Raw genomic sequence first — 19,003 nt, 5'->3', positions numbered from 1 at the left:
TTAGAAGTTGGATGAATGGGGTGAATTAAGTGAGTGCAATCAGACCAGAAGAGATTAGCTCCCTCATTAAAGAGCGGATCGCTAATTTTAAATCTGAAATCGAAGTTGTGGATGTAGGCACAGTCATCCAAGTAGGTGACGGTATTGCTCGTGTTCACGGTTTGGAAAAGGCCATGCAAGGGGAGCTTCTCGAGTTCCAAAATGGCGTAATGGGTATGGTACTCAACTTGGAAGAAGATAACGTGGGTGTCGTTATTATGGGACCTTTCCGCGACATTAAGGAAGGCGATACTGTAAAACGTACCGGCCGCGTTATGGAAGTTCCAGTAGGGGAAGCGCTGCTCGGCCGCGTTGTAAACCCACTGGGTCAACCAATCGATGGTCAAGGCCCTATTGCAAATAACGGTTTCCGTCCAATCGAGAGCCCAGCTCCTGGTGTTATGGCACGTAAATCCGTACACGAACCACTCCAAACAGGTATCAAAGCGATTGACGCGATGATCCCAGTTGGTCGTGGACAGCGTGAGTTGATCATTGGTGACCGCCAAACTGGTAAAACAGCAGTGGCGCTCGACACGATCATCAACCAAAAAGGTAAAGACATGATTTGTATCTACGTTGCAATTGGTCAAAAGCAATCTACCGTTGCAAACATCGTAGAAACTCTGCGTAAAGCAGGGGCTCTGGAATACACAATCATCGTTTCTGCTACTGCGTCTGACCCAGCTCCAATGTTGTACCTGGCTCCATATACAGGTGTAACAATGGCTGAGTACTTCATGTACAAAGGCGGACACGTTCTGTGCGTATACGATGACCTGTCCAAACAGGCTGCTGCATACCGCGAAATGTCCCTCTTGCTCCGCCGTCCTCCAGGTCGCGAAGCATATCCTGGTGACGTATTCTACTTGCACTCCCGCTTGCTGGAGCGCGCTGCGAAACTGTCTGATGATCTGGGCGCTGGTTCCATTACGGCTCTGCCATTCATCGAAACCCAAGCGGGTGACATTTCCGCATACATTCCAACGAACGTGATCTCCATCACGGACGGTCAGATCTTCCTGGAGACAGACTTGTTCAACGCGGGTCAACGTCCAGCGGTTAACACCGGTCTTTCCGTATCCCGTGTAGGTGGTTCCGCGCAAATCAAGGCGATGAAAAAGGTAGCAGGTCCACTCAAGCTCGAGTTGGCTCAATACCGTGAGTTGGCTGCGTTTGCTCAGTTCGGTTCCGATCTGGACAAAGCGACCCAAGCTCGTCTGACCCGTGGTGAGCGCTTGATGGAAATCATGAAACAAGGTCAATTCGATCCAATGCCTGTTGAGAAGCAAGTTGCTTCTATCTATAGCGCTACAAGAGGTTTCCTGGATGACATTCCAGTAGCAGAAGTGCGCCGTTTTGAGAAAGAGATGTTGTCTTTCTTGGATTCCAACAAACCGCAACTGTTGGAGCACATCCGCACAACGAAAGACCTTCCAGATGAAAAAGAATTCAACGCAGCGATCGAAGAGTTCAAAAAAGGCTTTTCGGTAACTCGCTAATCGTTAACCTGATAGACATCAGATGCATGCCGGGCGATTTGCCCGTGCATGCGTCCTCAAGGTGGTGAAAACGAGTGGCTAAAGGAATACGTGAGATTCGACGCAGTATCAAAAGCAAGAAAGATATGCGCCAAATCACGAAAGCGATGAAAATGGTGGCGGCTGCAAAGCTTCGCCGTAACCAGGATAAAGCTGAGGCGGCACGCCCGTATGCTGACAAGATCCAAGAAGTGATCGCAAGTATCGCGAGTGGGACTTCTGGTTCCAAACATCCAATGTTGCAAAATCGTCCTGTGAAAAAGACTGGTTATATTGTCATCACTTCCGACCGTGGACTTGCTGGGGGTTACAATGCCAACATTCTCCGTAAAGTGGTAAATACCATTAACGAGAAGCACAAGTCCAAGGATGAATACGGTATTTTTGTGATTGGCCGCAAAGGTCGTGACTTCTTCAGCAAACGGAACTACCCGCTTTTGGATGAAGTGACAGGTCTGCCAACCAGCCCAGCCTTTGCTGATATCAAGAAAATTGCCGGTGCAGCAGTCCAAATGTTCGAGAACGAGCAGATTGACGAACTGTACCTGTGCTACAACAAGTTCCAAAGTGCAATTTCGCAAATACCTACCGTAAAACAATTGCTGCCATTGGAAGCTCCCGAGAGCAACAATGCGCGCGCAATCAATTACGAGTATGAGCCGTCCTCGGAAGAAGTATTGGCGGACCTGTTGCCGAAATATGCGGAAACACTGGTTTACAGTGCACTTCTCGAAGCAAAAGCTTCTGAAGAAGGTTCCCGTATGACTGCAATGGGCAACGCGACAGACAATGCTACGGATATGATCAACCGTTTAACGTTGAGCTACAACCGTGCTCGTCAGGCAGCCATTACACAAGAGATTTCCGAGATCGTTGCAGGTGCAAACGCACAGGCTTAGTGGCAGCGAATAGCTCCCAATTTAGCTTTACAGGAGGGAAGAAGTAAGATGGCGAATGGACGTGTGGTTCAGGTAATGGGTCCGGTTGTTGACGTCGAGTTCGACCGCGGACACCTGCCTGCCATTTACAATGCGATCAAGATTCAACATAAAGCACAAAGTGCCGGTGAGCGCGACATCGACTTGACTGTTGAGGTTGCTACTCATTTGGGCGATAACTTGGTTCGTACCGTTGCAATGTCTTCCACTGACGGTTTGGTTCGTGGTATGGAAGCAGTTGATACCGGTGCAGCTATCTCCGTTCCAGTGGGTGCAATCACCCTCGGACGCGTATTTAACGTATTGGGTGAGCCGATCGACCTGCAAGAACTCGGTCAAGTAGATCGTCGTGACCCAATTCACCGTAAAGCTCCTGAGTTCGTAGACCAAGCAACGACTGTTGAGATCCTGGAAACAGGTATCAAAGTTATTGACCTCTTGGCTCCGTACATCAAGGGTGGTAAGATCGGTCTATTTGGTGGTGCGGGTGTAGGTAAAACCGTTACTATTCAAGAGCTGATCAACAACATCGCGCAAGAGCACGGTGGTATTTCCGTATTCGCTGGTGTAGGTGAGCGTACCCGTGAAGGTAACGACCTGTACCACGAGATGAAAGACGCAGGCGTACTGCCGAAAACCGCGATGGTATTCGGTCAGATGAACGAACCGCCTGGTGCACGTCTTCGTGTAGCGTTGACTGGTCTGACTATGGCGGAATACTTCCGTGATGAAGAAGGCCGCGACGTTCTTCTCTTTGTTGATAACATCTTCCGCTTTACACAAGCGGGTTCCGAAGTTTCTGCTCTCTTGGGCCGTATGCCATCTGCGGTAGGTTACCAACCAACATTGGCTACCGAAATGGGTCAGCTGCAAGAGCGTATTACTTCCACGAAAAAAGGTTCCGTAACGTCCATTCAAGCGATCTACGTACCAGCGGATGACTACACTGACCCGGCTCCTGCTACTACGTTTGCTCACTTGGACGCTACAACGAACTTGGAGCGTTCCATCGCTGAGCTGGGTATCTTCCCTGCGGTAGACCCACTCGCATCCACTTCCCGTGCTCTGGCTCCTGATATTGTAGGACAAGAACACTATGATGTGGCTCGTAGCGTTCAAAAAATCCTGCAACGTTACAAAGAACTGCAAGATATCATCGCGATTCTCGGTATGGACGAGTTGAGCGACGACGACAAGCAAGTAGTTGGACGCGCACGCCGCATTCAACGTTTCTTGTCCCAGTCCTTCCACGTTGCCGAGCAGTTCACTGGTAACCCAGGCCAATACGTGCCATTGAAGGAAACTGTTCGCAGCTTCAAGGAAATCCTCGAAGGTAAGCATGACCACCTGCCAGAGGGCGCGTTCCTGTACGTAGGTACAATTGAAGAAGCGGTAGAAAAAGCGAAGAAAATGGCGTAAGACACCCTGGAAAGGGGAGACGAGTAAGTGAGTAAGATGACAGTTGAAGTCGTAACTCCTGAACGGGTTGTCTACAGCGGTCAGGCTGAAATGGTGATTGCTCGCGGCTTGCAAGGGGAAATTGGTATTATGCCGAACCACATGCCGTTGGTAACCCCGCTGAAAACAGCGCCAGTTCGGATTAAGACAGAAGGCGATAAAGAAGTAAAGATGGCTGTAAGTGGCGGCTTCATGGAAGTGCGCGGCGATAAAGTGACCATCCTTGCTGAAACGGCTGAATTGCCGGGAGACATCGATGTTGAACGCGCGAAGGCAGCGAGAGAGCGTGCTGAAAAGCGTTTGACTGAGAAATATGCCGAGCTCGACGTCAAGCGTGCAGAACGCGCGCTGCAACGTGCGATGGCACGTCTCGACGTATCGAAGTAAAGCGTAAGCTTGATATCCCCGCGCCCATGTGGCTGCGGGGATTTTTCGGTTATAGGGTAATGAATGACGAGCCATGGAAATCGGGCATGATATTTCCAGTTGGTAATTGCCTAATGTTTCTGTGTATAATAGACCTAATGCCCTGCCGACGAGCTACGTTATCATGATAAACAGCGGGAAAAAGCGGCATTGGCTATTGGGATTAAAGGAGAGTGTAATTGATGCAAACCGTTCGCGATATCCGCCACAATCAAGATGGCGTAGTGATTCCTAGCAGCTTTGCGGCTAATGGCTGGACAAGCGTGCTATCTCATGAAATGAATGTTCTTTTCCAAGCAATGTGCTATGTGGTAACGAAGCATGAGTCTAAAGAAGAGATGAGAAAAGCTCTGGACGAGTTCGATGCATTGAAAGGCACATTCACCAAACCTGTTCAAGAAGGCTTTAAGTCTGAAGAGGATTTTAAAGGCTATGTAAACCTCTTGAACAGATTCAAATCGTTCATGAGTCGTTCCGAATATGCATATCCGACATCTCTTGACGAAGCGATTGAGCTTTTCGTGAAGTGGGGTCTGGTAATCGATAATGGAGATGCTTGGGATGTACCGGTTTATCCATTCCCAGATGCATCTGAGTTGTTCAAGCTGAGTGAAGCAGAATCTCTTGCATTGGCTCATATTAAACTGGAAGCATTGGTTCATCCGATGTTTAGCCGCCTTGTGATGAAGCTGCACGAGCAAGAAGAAAATACGTTCAGCATGTCCAAAGCAGAAATGAAGCAATTGCTGAACACCAATGACCAAATGCTGGCAGAGGTTCTGATCAAGCTGACTCCATATATGGAAGAAGCGATTGAAAATATGCTGGAAATCCCAGAAGACGAGAAGATGAACTTTACGATTGTATGGGAGCGCATTTACGAGGATTTCCTCGGACAGCAATTTTCTAACAATGTTCAATAATTAAGAGAATAGCAGGGCCAGACGAGCATATTCGTTTGGTCATCATACTATGCTGGAAAAACTCAGGGAGAAATCTCTGAGTTTTTTCCCTTTATATGGCACAAAAGGAAGGCTTTCGTTAGACACCCTATTGGCAATTTGCTATAATGATAAAGGTATTTTTTTCTAGCAACACTGGTTCAAAAGACGACTATTGAACAACCCTTAGCAGTATCATTTAGCGACAGCGTTCATACCTACACCTTTGATGCTGCGAGCAGTACCCTTTTGAGGGAGTCTCGACTTCTTCTGGAGGACAGCGCAAGACGATTCATACCTTTCTCAAGAGCGGAGGGAACGTGGGTGAGTGACATCTATACCAACAATTATGTGATTGTCGCGATCTTTTTGATTCTTGGTGTGCTGTTGCCCGTGGCTACAGTCAGTTTTGTTGGTCCATTACTTCGTCCAAAGAAACCGACACGGGAGAAGCAAACTACTTATGAAAGCGGTAACATTCCTGTTGGTGACAGTTGGGTGCGTTTCAACGTGAAGTATTACATCTTTGCCCTCATGTTTGTCATCTTTGATGTAGAAACACTCTTTCTGTATCCGTGGGCCGTCGCTTACAAAGAACTGGGGCTCTTTGCCTTAGTTGAGATGGTCATCTTTATATCCTTGCTCGTCGTAGGATTGATTTACGCGTGGAGAAAGAAGGTGCTGGAATGGAACTAGATCTGACAAGCATTGCGCCTGAATTGCAAGAGGAATTGAATCGCAACGTCATGTTCACGACATTGGAAACAGTGAAGGGATGGGTTCGCAGTAACTCGTTGTGGCCATTAACTTTTGGCTTGGCCTGTTGCGCAATCGAGATGATGGGAACGGGTGGGGCGCGTTATGACCTCGACCGGTTTGGCGTTATTTTTCGAGCATCCCCAAGACAATCTGATGTCATGATCGTAGCCGGAACCGTCACGAAAAAGATGGCACCACTACTACGCAGGCTGTATGATCAAATGCCTGAACCAAAGTGGGTGATTGCCATGGGCTCCTGTGCGACAGCGGGAGGTCCGTACGTGCGCTCGTACAGCGTTGTAAAAGGTGTAGACCAGATTGTGCCTGTCGACGTATATATTCCGGGTTGTCCGCCTAACCCTGCCGCTTTGATCTACGGAATCAATAAGCTCCAAGAAAAAATCCGTTACGAAGCGAAGACTGGGAAGCAGGTGACCAATCTATGAGCGACGAGAAACGCAAGCCGACGCCGGAGGAAAAGGCAGCGGCAGCCGCTGAAGCCCGTGCCAAGGCGGAAGCTTTGCGAAAATTAAGAGAACAGGAAGCGCAGGCTTCCCAAGAGGCGAGCCCAGTGGAGGCATCGCAAGAGCCACAAGAGGAAGTCTCTGCTCCGGAACAGAAACCAAAACCAGTGTCGGAAATGACGCCTGAGGAAAAAGCCGCAGCTAAGAAAGCAGCAGCGGCTGAAGCCATTGCCAAGGCAAAAGCGGCGAAGGAACAGGTGGAAGCTACTCCACCGCCAGCAAAGCCAGTGTCGGAAATGACGCCGGAAGAAAAAGCCGCAGCCAAGAAAGCGGCTGCCGCAGAAGCACTAGCCAAGGCAAAAGCAGCGAAGGAACAGGCGGAAGCTACTCCATCGCCAGCAAAGCCAGTGTCGGAAATGACGCCGGAAGAAAAAGCCGCAGCCAAGAAAGCGGCTGCCGCAGAAGCACTAGCCAAGGCAAAAGCAGCGAAGGAAGCAAAAGAAGCCGTGGAAAATGGAGCAGATACAGCTGATTCCGCTCCAGATGTGGATGCCAAGGCGAAGGCCGCCGCTGCCGCAAAAGCCAAGGCTGCCGCCGCAGCAGCTGCTAAGGCAAAAGCCACTCGTGAAGCAGGCGGGGATGAATCCGGTGATGACGATGCCAAGGCGAAGGCCGCCGCAAAAGCCAAAGCCGCCGCCGCAGCAGCAGCGAAGGCAAAAGCAACGCAAGCAACTGGGGATGAGACCCCGGCAGAGGAAGCGCCGAAAGCGCCTTCCAAAAACCAGCCCTATCTTGATAAATACGTTTCACGAATTTCCGAAGCATTTGGACAGGAAGTCATCGAGGCTTCGTATATTAACGAGCTAGGTAAGGAAGTTCCGACTCTCACCATTCAAAATGAACGTTGGCATCAAGTTGCCCAATTTTTAAGAGATGATGAGCAATTGAGTTTTGAGTACCTGTCCGATCTTCACGGTGTCGATTACGAGGATCGCCTGGAGGTATACTACCACTTTTATTCCTACAAAAATCGTCAAAGCTTGGCAGTAAAGGTCAAAACGAGCAGAGAAGAGTCAAAAGTTGCTTCTGTAATGGACCTCTGGCATGGCGCAAATTGGAATGAAAGAGAGACTTTTGACCTTTTGGGTATTCATTTCCCGGGACATAAGGATTTACGTCGAATCCTGTTGCCGGATGATTGGGTAGGGTATCCGCTGCGCAAAGATTATGTGCAATACGACGAGGAGGTTTAGCAGATGAACCATAACATCCTCACGACTCATGTTGATACCTCTTCTGAAACAGGACTTCGTACGGAAGAGATGTTATTAAACGTAGGTCCACAGCATCCGAGTACACATGGAGTATTTCGTTTGGTAGTAAAAATCGATGGGGAAACCATTAAAGAAGCGATTCCGGTGATGGGCTACCTGCATCGAGGTACAGAGAAACTGGCAGAAAACTTGACCTATACGCAAATTATCCCTTATACAGACCGTATGGACTACGTGTCCGCCATGACCAACAACTACGTTCTCTGTCACGCAGTAGAAACGATGATGGGGTTGGAGATTCCAGAACGAGCTCAGTTTTTGCGATTGATCGCAATGGAGTTGAACCGGGTGGCGAGCCATTTGGTTTGGTGGGGAACGTTTCTTTTGGATATTGGTGCGATGGGGCCCTTCCTATATGCATTCCGTGATCGGGAGACGATCCTGGATTTGTTTAATGAACTGTGCGGGGCGCGGATGACCTTTAACTACATGCGCGTAGGCGGAGTGAAATGGGATGCACCTCCAGGCTGGGTCGACAAAGCCAAAGAATTTGTTCAGTACATGAAGAAAGAATTGAATAATTACCACCAGCTGGTGACAGGGAATGAGATTTTTATCAACCGTCTCATAGGAATTGGAAAGTTCGATACAAAAACGGCATTGGATTACTCGCTATCAGGTGTCATGCTCCGCTCGACAGGTGTCAAGTGGGATCTGCGCAAGGACGAACCGTATTGCATTTACGATCGTTTTGAATTTGATGTGCCAACAGCGACTGAGGGAGATTGCATGGCGCGCTATCATCTGCGCATGGCTGAAATTGAACAATCTCTGCGAATTCTTGAGCAGGCATTGGAGCAATTTCCAAGTGAAGGTGAAGTCATGGGCAAAGTACCACGTGTGATTCGCCCGCCTGCCGGGGAGACATATGTGCGCATCGAGTCACCGAGGGGAGAAATTGGTTGTTACATTGCCAGTCAAGGTAAGGATAAACCGTGGAGATTGAAGTTTAGACGACCTTCGTTTACCAATCTGCAAATTCTGCCTAAGCTGTTGCAGGGGGAAAACCTCTCGAACATGGTTGCCATCCTGGGCAGTATCGACATCGTGCTCGGGGAGGTTGACTGTTGATGAATACTCTCTTGCAGCAAGCACCCTCATGGGGGACCACACTTTGGTTTATCATAGCGGCAGTATTACTGCTTGCCGTCGTGTTGGGATTCGTTACGTACGCTATTTACTTCGAGCGTAAAGTGATTGGGTGGATGCAGCTGCGCATCGGGCCGAATCGAGTAGGACCATTGGGACTTCTCCAGACAGTTGCGGATGTTGCCAAGCTGCTACTAAAGGAAGATATTCGTCCACAACACGCTGATAAAGCGTTGTTCACTCTAGCACCAATATTGGCCTACGCCCCTGCTTTTGCGGTATTGGCGGTGATGCCTTTTACGGACAGCATTCGGTTCGCTGATCTGGGAATAGGGCTGTTGTACTATATCGCCTTGTCTGGGATCACCGTCTTAGGCGTGATCACGGCTGGCTGGGCCTCGAATAACAAGTACTCGCTGATCGGGGGTCTACGCTCCGCTGCGCAGATGATCAGCTATGAAGTACCGCTGGTCATGTCCGTGGTGGGTATCGTTCTATTGACGGGCAGTATGAATCTCAAAGATATTGTCGAGGCGCAGCGGGATGTCTGGAATATTGTTCCGCAGTTTATCGGATTTGCTGTATTTATCATTGCTGCCCAGGCCGAGCTGAATCGTACGCCGTTTGACTTGCCGGAAGCAGAGTCGGAGCTCGTTGGCGGTTACCACGTCGAGTACTCCGGTTTCCGTTTTGCGATGTTCATGCTGGCGGAGTATGTGTACATGTTCGGGATGGGTGCCTTGATCACGATTCTCTTTTTTGGTGGATGGTTGCCGATTCATCCATCGCTGGACTTCATTCCGGGAATCGTTTGGTTTATCCTTAAATTTTCTGTTTACGTCTTCCTCCAGTTTTGGATTCGCGCCACGATGCCGCGCTTACGTGTCGATCAACTGATGTCGTTTGCTTGGAAAGTGCTGTTGCCCGTGGCATTGTTCAACATCCTGCTTACAGCTGTAGTGGTTTCTTACCAAAATGGCATGTTCTAGTAGCGACTTGATCGAAAACGACTACGTCCCACTGTTTTCATAGCGCAGGCTTCGCCATAGGCTTACTTTGTCAAAAGCTAGCTTTCGTCAAAACGTGGTGCAGCCAAGTTCTCAAATCCTGAGGGGTGACACACATGCTAGGACTGGCCAAAGGCCTGGGGTATACATTTAAAAAGCTCACGGAGAAAAAAGTAACCCATTTCTATCCGGATGTGCCCTTTCCAATGCCGCCTCGTTTTCGCGGTATTCAGCACTTTTCTCCTGAAAAATGCATCGTCTGCAACCAATGCGCACGCATTTGTCCGACGGAGTGTATTCAACTGACAGGGAAGCCCCATCCTGATCCGGAGAAAAAGGGAAAGATTATCGATACGTATGATATCAATTTTGAGTTGTGCATTTTATGCGATCTGTGTACAGAGGTTTGTCCCACTGAAGCGATTGTAATGACAAATAACTTCGAGCTGGCTGCCTATAGCCGGGACGAATTGTACAAAAACTTGAAATGGCTGGACGACAACAATACGAACGTCAGGGAGGAGAATTAGTATGACAGGTGAATTCGTTGCCTTTTTTATCCTGTCCCTTCTGACGATCGGTGGCGCGGTGTTTATGATCAGCTTTACGCGCGTCGTTCACATGGTCATCTCATTGGGTGTTACGTTTATCAGCATTGCAGGTCTGTTTGTTTTGCTGGGAGCGGAGTTCGTCGGGGTCGCACAAATTCTAGTTTATTCAGGGGCTATCTCCATTTTGATGCTCTTTGGAATCATGCTGACCAAGCACGATGCAAACGATGAGGGAACAGGCCGGACATGGAAAAACCGTTTTATCCTGCTTTTCGTAATCGTTCTGTTCGGATTATTGTTCTGGGGTGTGCAAAATACACCGTGGCCTGCGCCACCGCCGCCTGCAGATGCTCCTGTAAACAATGCAAAAGAAATCGGTATCGAAGTATTCACCAAATTCGTCATACCATTTGAGCTGTTGTCTGTTCTGTTGTTGGTCGCGTTGGTCGGTGCGATCATCATGGCGAAAAAGGAGGGGGATAACGAATGACAGTAAGCATTTCCTCCTACTTAATGGTCGCTCTGATTCTCTTTTGTGTAGGCCTGTACGGCGCATTGACGAAGCGAAATGCAGTCGTCGTCTTGCTATCAATCGAGCTGATGCTGAATGCTGTGAATATTAACCTGGTCGCCTTTTCCAAATTCGGACTGTATCCATCGGTGACGGGACAGATCTTTACCTTGTTCACGATGACGGTTGCAGCTGCCGAGGTTGCTGTAGGGCTAGCGATTCTGATCGCGCTGTACCGCAACAAGGAGACCGTGAATGTAGACGAAATGAACCAAATGAAACGATAAGAGGGAAACCTGAAAAGGAGGACAAAGATGGATACTCTAATGCACTATGCCTGGCTGATCCCTCTGTTTCCGCTTCTTGCTTTCATCGTGATCGTCTCATTTGGTCGCCAATTGAAAGAAGGAGCGGCCATAGTGGGCATTACCCTAACGGCTGTTTCTTTTGGAATCGCAGTGCTCATCTTCTGGGAGAGATTCCAGGGTGGGGGAACTGATTACAATTATGTGATTGATTGGCTGCATATCGGCGATATCGTGATCAACATGGGATTCGAAGTGAATCCGCTGAATGCCATGATGCTAGTCATTGTGACATTGGTCAGTCTGTTGGTCCAAATCTATTCCAAAGGCTACATGCATGGGGATGAACGCTTTCCAGTGTTTTATCAATACCTGGCGCTGTTCACGTTCTCTATGCTGGGATTAGTCATCTCGCCAAATTTGTTGCAAGTATATATTTTCTGGGAGCTGGTCGGGGTATGCTCCTTTCTGCTCGTTGGCTACTACTACTTCAAGAATGAGGCAAAAGCGGCTGCCAAAAAGGCTTTTATCGTTACACGCATCGGGGATTTGGGTCTGTTCATCGGGATATGTCTATTGTTCTGGTGGACCGGAAGCTTCGAGTACGGGGCGATTTTTGAGAGTATAGCACTCGGACGATTGGAACCATGGATGATTACACTAGCGGCGATCCTCATTTTCATTGGGGCCATGGGGAAATCAGGTCAATTTCCACTTCATACGTGGTTGCCTGATGCCATGGAAGGTCCAACACCTGTGTCTGCATTAATTCACGCGGCAACGATGGTCGCGGCTGGTGTTTATTTGGTCGCTGCTACCTATCCGCTGTTTATCGCATCCGATACGGCTTTGACAGTTGTGGCGTATGTAGGAGGATTCACCGCCATATTTGCAGCTTCGATCGGCCTGACCCAACGGGATATCAAGCGTGTCTTGGCTTATTCCACAGTCAGTCAGCTTGGATACATGATGATGGCATTGGGTGTAGCTGGTGCTGCTGGTTATGTAGCAGGTTCCTTCCATTTGATGACGCACGCGTTTTTTAAAGCATTGCTCTTCCTTGGAGCAGGTAGTGTCATCCATGCCGTACATACGCAGAATGTATTCGAAATGGGTGGCTTGTGGAAAAAGATGCCGATTACCGCTTTGACTTTCTTGATCGGTTGCTTGGCGATTGCGGGGATCTTTCCGTTCGCTGGTTTCTGGTCGAAAGAAGCGATTCTGGGGGCTGTTTACGGAGCGCATCGCTACGATTTGCTGTTCATCGCGCTGCTCGCAGCATTCTTTACCGCATTCTATATGTTCCGTCTGTTCTTCCTGACATTTGCAGGGAAGGCACGTGGCAAGCACGAAGCGCACGAATCTCCAGGAGTCATGACAGGCCCGCTCTTGGTCTTGGCATTGCTTGCGGTTGTTGCAGGCTTTGTGAATACACCGTACGCGCCATTACTCTCTGATTGGTTGTTGTCAACGAACACGGGGACGGCGATCACGAGCATATTTGGGGGAGGCAGTGAGCACGCAGCAGCTTGGTTGCAGATTGTGGCACTGTTGATCTCTATTCTCGGAGTCGTGTTGGCTTACCTGATGTACGGCAAGAAATCCATCTCCTCGGACACCATTCCAGAAACAATGCCGTGGCTCTATCAGCTCTCATACAAGAAGTACTACATCGATGAGCTGTATCACAACGTCATTGTTCGTCCACTTGGCTGGATTGGATTCGTCCTGGATGTATTTGATAAGTACATTGTGGATGGTTTGGTTGGATTGACAGCAAAAATTACCCAAGGAATCGGATCTTTGCACGCAAGAGTACAAAGTGGGCAGATTCAGTCCTATGGGGCAATGGTCATATTCGGTCTGTTACTATTGATCATCGCCATCAGTTTGACGGCCAAGGGAGGTGGACTCTTTGGGTAATATCCTTTTGTCATCACTGGTGTTCTCTCCGCTGCTGGCGATTATCGTCATGGCTTTTATCCCCAATCGACATGCAGGTGTGATCAAGCAGGTCGGGATTTATGGAACGTTGCCGGCACTTATCTTGGCAGGTTGGATGTTCGGCATGTTTAATTACGAGACAGCCAATCTGCAGTTCGTAGAAAAGCACAGTTGGATTTCGATTCCGATTGGAATGGCTCAGGCAGGCACAGTCTTTGCTTTTGAGATCAACTATGAACTCGGTATAGATGGTATTTCGATGCCATTGATTTTGCTGACGGCGATTATCGGTACCCTCGCAGCAATTGCTTCGTGGCAGATCAAGAAGAGGCAGAAGGAGTATTTTATCCTGTTTCACTTGCTGTTGATCGGCATGTTGGGAGTCTTTGCTGCAGACAATCTGTTTCTGTTCTTCATTTTCTTTGAGCTGACACTCGTACCGATGTACTTCCTCATCGGGATTTGGGGATATGGAGAGCGCGAACAAGCAGCGAACAAATTCCTGTTGTATAACGGAATCGGTTCAGGGATCATGCTGCTGGCTTTCATCGTGATTTTTGTCATCATGCGGACGCTCAATATCGATGAAATAACGGCGATCCTGACGACACCAGGGCATCCGATAACCGAAATCCTTACGCCGGAAATGCGTTTTGGCATCTTCCTAGTGCTATTTATCGCTTTTGCGATCAAGCTGCCAGTATTTCCGTTCCACACGTGGATGCTACGCGTTCACGTACAGGCTCCACCTTCTATCGTCATGATTCACTCCGGTATTTTGCTGAAGATGGGGGCGTACGGTCTTTTGCGGATGGGAATCGGTTTTTTCCCAGAGCAGGCCTATGACTTCTCTATGTGGATAGCCGTTTTGGGGATTATCAACATTTTGTATGGGGCTGTGTTGGCCTTCGTACAAAAGGATTTAAAAATGGTGCTGGCTTACTCCAGTATCAGCCATATGGGTATCGTCTTGCTCGGTTTCGCATCGATGAACACGATCGGATTTCAGGGAGCGATGTTCCAGGTGGTATCGCACGGCTTTATCTCAGCACTGCTCTTCTTCTTGATCGGTGTCATTTGGGATCGGACGCAGACATCGATGCTCGACGATTTGGGCGGTTTAGCCAAATCCATGCCGTTTGTCAGCGGCGTGCTATTGGCAGGCGGGATGGCTTCACTCGGACTTCCGGGCATGTCCGGATTCATTAGTGAGTTCTTTGCCTTCCTCGGTCTGTTTGGTCGTTTGCCAGTAATGGCAGCAGTGGGAGCGATCGGGATTGTCCTCACGGCGGTTTATTTACTCAGAGCGATCTTGAAAACGACTTTTGGCCCTACTCCGGGTAGATGTACAGGACTTGCTGATGCACAGCCGATGGAAGTCATCCCGATGGTAGTCCTATTGGGATGTATTATTCTCATCGGGGTTTATCCGGCAGTTCTGGGGAATCCGATGCAGCAGGCGCTGAAAACGATCGTACCTATCGTAACGGGAATAGGAGGGTAATCCATGGAGGTTAAAGATATTTTCTCATATGACTGGAGCTACCTTCTGCCCGAGTTTATCATTCTTGGCTTTGCTACCTTTTTATCACTGCTGGATCTTTTTGCGGGCAAGCGCCTTGGCAAGCAGGTCATTGGTTGGCTATCCTTCCTGGGAACGGTCATAGCGGCGATCTTTGTGATCATCAATATGAATGCTCTCAATAAGCCATACAGCTACATGATCGACATGATCCGAATCGATGATTACGGTAATGCGTTCAAGCTGATTTTCCTGGCAGGGACAGCTTTCGCCATTCTCATCTCGCTGTCCTATCTGAAAGCAGGAGAAGTCCAGCACAGAGGCGAGTACTACTATTTGCTGCTGACCGGGCTTCTCGGGGCTATGGTCATGGCTTCGTCGGCTGACTTAATTACCTTGTTCGTTGGACTGGAGCTATTGTCTCTCTCGTCCTATGTACTGGTCGGATTGCGAAAAAAATCGCGGCTTTCCAACGAGTCGGCGTTCAAATACGTCGTTTCGGGAAGTATTGCCACGGCTGTGCTCCTGTTCGGGATGTCGTACGTATACGGACTCGCGGGAACCACACATATTTATGAAATCTCATTCCGGTTGGCAGAAGCGGGAATGGCGGGCTATCAGTTCCTCGTCTATACGGCGTTTGCGTTTCTCGCAGTAGGTCTTGCATTCAAAATATCTGCAGCGCCTAACCACATGTGGGCGCCAGATGTTTATCAGGGTGCTCCTACCCCGGTCACTGTTTTCCTAGCAGTTGTGTCAAAAGCAGCAGGTTTCGCGCTGATCTTTCGCGTGATGATGATCTCGTTTTTCAACGTTTCCGATGGAACGGGATCAGGACGGTTCTTTTTCGAAGAGGGAAGCCTCTACCTGGGGCTGATGGCAGCCGCCTCGATGATTATCGGGAACACGATGGCGCTCAGGCAGACAAACGTCAAGCGTATGATGGCTTATTCAGGTATTGCGCAAGCGGGCTATTTGCTCGTGCCGTTTGTACCGCCGACCTCTCTCTTTTTCAGCGAGGTAATCTTCTATCTGTTCGGTTACTTGCTGGTCAGCTTTGGGGCTTTCGCTGTGATTATGGTTGTATCTCGTGAGCAAGAGACAGAGGATTTGAAAGGATTCGCCGGATTGTATCATCGCTCACCAGTGATGGCCATTGCGATGAGCATCTTCCTCTTGTCCTTGGCAGGTATCCCGATTACGGTTGGCTTCTTCGGGAAGTTCTATCTGTTCATGGGTACATTAGTGGTAGAAAACTACTGGCTGGCGGCAATTATGATCATCACCAGCGTCATTTCCTACTACTACTACTTTGGGATTATTCGTCAAATGTACATGCGTCCTGGGACGACTGAGGCACCAATGGTTGTGCCAAAGGGGATTTGGACGTTTATTCTCATCATGGCAATCGCTACCGTATTCTTCGGTGCTTTTCCGGGTCTGGTCACCGACTATATCCAGATTCATTTCAATCCGTCCTTTGATTTTGGGAACATGCTCTCTCCCAGCTCTCAGTGATACTCGTAACTGAATAGCACTTCAGGTACAATAGAAGGGATGGCTCGTAATCGGGCCGTCCTTTTTCTATGATTCTCGGTTGGGCAATGAGGAGGTAACGAGCATGTCACAAGAAGTATATGGCTTGTTGAGCATCATTTTATCGATTGCGTTTATTGGGCTCGCTTGGTGGGCGTTGCAATCCTTTCGCTTTGATAAGATTTTGAAAAAACCAAATGGTGCTCAGGCGAAGCTGTTGCAAATTATTCTTTCCATTGTGATTGGATATGAACTGTCCCGCTTTTTCCTTGATTACTTGGGCTGGTCCCTGACATTCGGGAATTTGTTCAACTAAATACGAGAAAGACGACGATTCGCTGGTATATCCACCCAGCTACATGTACAAAATGAGAAGTACAAAGAGATACATGTAAGCATAGGGAGAGGATATCAATGGGGAAATGGTCTGGTTGGTGCGTGCTGGCTCTATTGCTCGTGATGGGGGCCGTGTATTGGATGCCTGCAGAAGCAAAGGAAGAAAAGCCGGTTGTGACAGAAATGATGAAAGTACTAGAAGAGTCGGGCGCAACGGGTGTATCGGTTCAGGTACGTATGCGTACGGCGATGGGAGAAGGCCTGCTTCCTGAACAAGTAAAAGAGTTGGCGACGAAATGGGCACAACAACTTGAGATTCCGTTTTCCCCAAGCGAACAATCGCGTAAACACAACATACTCGCATATAGGACTACATACACACAAAACGGCGTGGATCTGAGCTACGAGGTGACAGGAGTGCCTAAAAATGGAGCATTTTCTGTATATCTAGTACTTCAGTTATCTGGAAACCGTGATTCGCTACTATATATTGGACAAGTACAGGAAACCTTCACGAATGCCCTGCAAAGCGCCGACTTTATTCCGCAAATTAGCACTTGTATTCGCGGATTGTACAATGTTAAGATGGGTGTTGACCAACAGGAGGGTAAAATATTGTCGATTTTTGGTACTCTCCAGGCAACAGAATTAGAACGTTTGCAAGATGAGACGGTTGTCAGCATTTCAGGGTATACCCCTATGTGGGAATCATTCATCGCGTTAAACGGTCAAAAGATGAATCTACAGGTGGCTACTCATCGTGACAGCCATTCTGGAACATGGATTACGGTAGGTACACCAATCATCACTGTGGAATATTAGCACGCGGAGGGGTACACATTGGATAAAATTATTGTCCGTGGTGGTAAGGCATTGGCTGGAAATGTAAAAGTATCTGGCGCCAAAAATGCCGTACTCCCTATTATTGCAGCATCTATCTTGGCAGAAGAAGAGACTTGCGTCATCTCAGACGTACCAGGCCTCGACGATGTCCGGACGATATGCGACCTTTTGAAATCGATGGGAATCTCCCTTACATATGATCATGAAGTGCTGACGATCGATGCTTCCAAGCTTACGAGTGTAGAAGCGTCCTATGAACTGGTCCGCAAAATGCGCGCATCTTTCCTCGTGATGGGGCCGCTTTTAGCCAGAAAAGGACAAGCTCGTGTCGCTCTTCCGGGTGGATGTGCTATTGGTACACGCCCGATCGACCAGCACCTAAAAGGGTTTGAGGCTATGGGAGCCAAAATCGAAATCGGACAAGGGTTTATTGAAGCGACGGTAGAAGGACGATTGAAGGGTGCGAAAATCTACCTGGATATCGCTAGCGTCGGTGCAACAGAAAATATTATGATGGCCGCTGCTTTGGCAGAGGGAACCACATTGATCGAAAATGCGGCAGAAGAGCCGGAGATCGTTGATTTGGCGAACTTCCTGAACAGAATGGGAGCAAAAATCCGCGGTGCGGGTACAGGTTCAATCCGCATCGAAGGCGTGGAAAAGATGAAGGGCTGCACACATTGTGTCATTCCTGACCGCATTGAAGCAGGTACTTTCATGGTGGCTGCAGCGATTACCGGTGGGGATGTCTTTGTGGAAGGTGCGATTTGCGATCATCTCAAATCCGTGACCGCCAAGCTTCGTGAAATGGGCGTGGACATTGAGGAGCAAGAAAACGGCATTCGTGTACGCCGCACAGGCCCAATGAAAGCAGTTGACCTCAAAACGCTGCCATACCCTGGCTTCCCGACGGATATGCAGTCGCAAATGATGGCGCTTTTGCTTGTTTCAGAAGGAACGAGCATTGTGACCGAAACAGTATTTGAGAACCGCTTCATGCACGTGGAAGAGTTCCGTCGCATGAATGCTAACATCAAGATCGAAGGCCGCAGTGCCATCGTCGAAGGCGGTTCCAAGCTGACAGGCAGCAAGGTAGCAGCAACTGACTTGCGTGCGGGTGCAGCACTTGTACTGGCTGGGCTTGTATCTGAGGGAGAGACTGAGGTTTCTGCCCTGCACCATATTGACCGTGGCTACGTGAACTTTACGGAAAAGCTGCTGGCTTTGGGAGCAGATGTAGAACGCGTGGTTCCAGCTCGTGAAAAAGCAGTTTCCGAAACCATCAAAGTAAGCTTCTCTCCTAATTTTGCTTGATAAATGCGTCAACCATATGGCAAAAACGAAAGATTCTCTGCGTATGCAGGGGGTCTTTTTTTTTCGTTCTCTCGACTCTCTCATTCTCTCGTTCTACCGCTCTGTTGCAGGACATAGACTTTAGTAGGTTATTTAAGACTTTTCG

The 19,003-nt window shown here is 48.7% G+C and carries 19 protein-coding genes; all 19 read left to right on the top strand.

Features of this window, described 5'->3' with window-relative positions; genetic code table 11:
• Window positions 1-29 precede the first annotated feature (29 nt).
• The 19 genes from atpA to murA all read left to right on the top strand — a co-directional run bounded on the left by atpA (window position 30) and on the right by murA (window position 18,858).
• The gene (gene atpA, locus BBR47_RS27255) at window positions 30-1,541 is read left to right on the top strand and encodes a F0F1 ATP synthase subunit alpha (RefSeq protein WP_015893620.1); all 1,512 of its coding nucleotides are present in this window, start codon (window positions 30-32) and stop codon (window positions 1,539-1,541) included.
• Between the two features lie 74 nt (window positions 1,542-1,615).
• Window positions 1,616-2,479, top strand: coding sequence for an ATP synthase F1 subunit gamma (gene atpG, locus BBR47_RS27250; protein ID WP_015893619.1), 864 nt, complete (start codon window positions 1,616-1,618; stop codon window positions 2,477-2,479).
• A gap of 48 nt (window positions 2,480-2,527) precedes the next feature.
• A complete protein-coding gene (gene atpD, locus BBR47_RS27245; protein WP_015893618.1) occupies window positions 2,528-3,937 on the top strand; it encodes a F0F1 ATP synthase subunit beta in 1,410 nt (469 codons plus the stop codon).
• Window positions 3,938-3,964: 27 nt separating this feature from the next.
• The gene (locus BBR47_RS27240) at window positions 3,965-4,363 is read left to right on the top strand and encodes a F0F1 ATP synthase subunit epsilon (protein ID WP_015893617.1); all 399 of its coding nucleotides are present in this window, start codon (window positions 3,965-3,967) and stop codon (window positions 4,361-4,363) included.
• Window positions 4,364-4,584: 221 nt separating this feature from the next.
• Window positions 4,585-5,325 (top strand): DUF6042 family protein, encoded by a 741-nt coding sequence (locus BBR47_RS27235; protein ID WP_015893616.1) that lies wholly within the window; start codon window positions 4,585-4,587, stop codon window positions 5,323-5,325.
• Between the two features lie 342 nt (window positions 5,326-5,667).
• Window positions 5,668-6,039, top strand: a complete 372-nt coding sequence (locus BBR47_RS27230; protein WP_015893615.1) for an NADH-quinone oxidoreductase subunit A — start codon at window positions 5,668-5,670, stop codon at window positions 6,037-6,039.
• Window positions 6,030-6,548: a NuoB/complex I 20 kDa subunit family protein gene (locus BBR47_RS27225; protein ID WP_007725455.1), complete on the top strand. Its 519-nt coding sequence runs from the start codon at window positions 6,030-6,032 to the stop codon at window positions 6,546-6,548. Before BBR47_RS27230 ends, BBR47_RS27225 begins: the two co-directional genes overlap by 10 nt.
• Window positions 6,545-7,819 carry an NADH-quinone oxidoreductase subunit C gene (locus BBR47_RS27220; RefSeq protein ID WP_015893614.1) on the top strand — a complete coding sequence of 425 codons (1,275 nt, stop codon included), beginning with the start codon at window positions 6,545-6,547 and terminating at the stop codon, window positions 7,817-7,819. Before BBR47_RS27225 ends, BBR47_RS27220 begins: the two co-directional genes overlap by 4 nt.
• Before the next feature lie 3 nt (window positions 7,820-7,822).
• Window positions 7,823-8,971 carry an NADH-quinone oxidoreductase subunit D gene (locus BBR47_RS27215; protein ID WP_015893613.1) on the top strand — a complete coding sequence of 383 codons (1,149 nt, stop codon included), beginning with the start codon at window positions 7,823-7,825 and terminating at the stop codon, window positions 8,969-8,971.
• Complete coding sequence (gene nuoH / locus BBR47_RS27210) at window positions 8,968-9,978, top strand: NADH-quinone oxidoreductase subunit NuoH (RefSeq protein WP_015893612.1); 1,011 nt, start codon at window positions 8,968-8,970, stop codon at window positions 9,976-9,978. The genes BBR47_RS27215 and nuoH overlap by 4 nt, the downstream gene beginning before the upstream one ends.
• Before the next feature lie 134 nt (window positions 9,979-10,112).
• On the top strand, window positions 10,113-10,526 hold the full coding sequence (gene nuoI, locus BBR47_RS27205; RefSeq protein WP_007722093.1) for an NADH-quinone oxidoreductase subunit NuoI: 414 nt from the start codon (window positions 10,113-10,115) through the stop codon (window positions 10,524-10,526).
• A 1-nt stretch (window position 10,527) separates the two neighbouring features.
• Window positions 10,528-11,037, top strand: coding sequence for an NADH-quinone oxidoreductase subunit J (locus BBR47_RS27200; protein ID WP_015893611.1), 510 nt, complete (start codon window positions 10,528-10,530; stop codon window positions 11,035-11,037).
• Window positions 11,034-11,345, top strand: a complete 312-nt coding sequence (nuoK, locus tag BBR47_RS27195; protein ID WP_015893610.1) for an NADH-quinone oxidoreductase subunit NuoK — start codon at window positions 11,034-11,036, stop codon at window positions 11,343-11,345. Before BBR47_RS27200 ends, nuoK begins: the two co-directional genes overlap by 4 nt.
• A gap of 27 nt (window positions 11,346-11,372) precedes the next feature.
• Complete coding sequence (gene nuoL / locus BBR47_RS27190) at window positions 11,373-13,286, top strand: NADH-quinone oxidoreductase subunit L (protein ID WP_015893609.1); 1,914 nt, start codon at window positions 11,373-11,375, stop codon at window positions 13,284-13,286.
• On the top strand, window positions 13,279-14,811 hold the full coding sequence (locus BBR47_RS27185; RefSeq protein WP_015893608.1) for a complex I subunit 4 family protein: 1,533 nt from the start codon (window positions 13,279-13,281) through the stop codon (window positions 14,809-14,811). Before nuoL ends, BBR47_RS27185 begins: the two co-directional genes overlap by 8 nt.
• Window positions 14,812-14,814: 3 nt before the next feature.
• Window positions 14,815-16,347, top strand: a complete 1,533-nt coding sequence (gene nuoN, locus BBR47_RS27180; protein ID WP_015893607.1) for an NADH-quinone oxidoreductase subunit NuoN — start codon at window positions 14,815-14,817, stop codon at window positions 16,345-16,347.
• Between the two features lie 103 nt (window positions 16,348-16,450).
• Window positions 16,451-16,681, top strand: coding sequence for a DUF1146 family protein (locus tag BBR47_RS27175; protein WP_015893606.1), 231 nt, complete (start codon window positions 16,451-16,453; stop codon window positions 16,679-16,681).
• Between the two features lie 98 nt (window positions 16,682-16,779).
• A complete protein-coding gene (locus tag BBR47_RS27170) occupies window positions 16,780-17,523 on the top strand; it encodes a YwmB family TATA-box binding protein (RefSeq protein WP_015893605.1) in 744 nt (247 codons plus the stop codon).
• Between the two features lie 18 nt (window positions 17,524-17,541).
• Window positions 17,542-18,858, top strand: coding sequence for a UDP-N-acetylglucosamine 1-carboxyvinyltransferase (gene murA, locus BBR47_RS27165; RefSeq protein ID WP_015893604.1), 1,317 nt, complete (start codon window positions 17,542-17,544; stop codon window positions 18,856-18,858).
• The last annotated feature ends 145 nt before the right edge of the window (window positions 18,859-19,003 follow it).

This window comes from Brevibacillus brevis NBRC 100599 (assembly GCF_000010165.1).
Lineage (GTDB): Bacteria > Bacillota > Bacilli > Brevibacillales > Brevibacillaceae > Brevibacillus > Brevibacillus brevis_D.
This window is presented reverse-complemented; position numbering and strand designations above follow the sequence as displayed.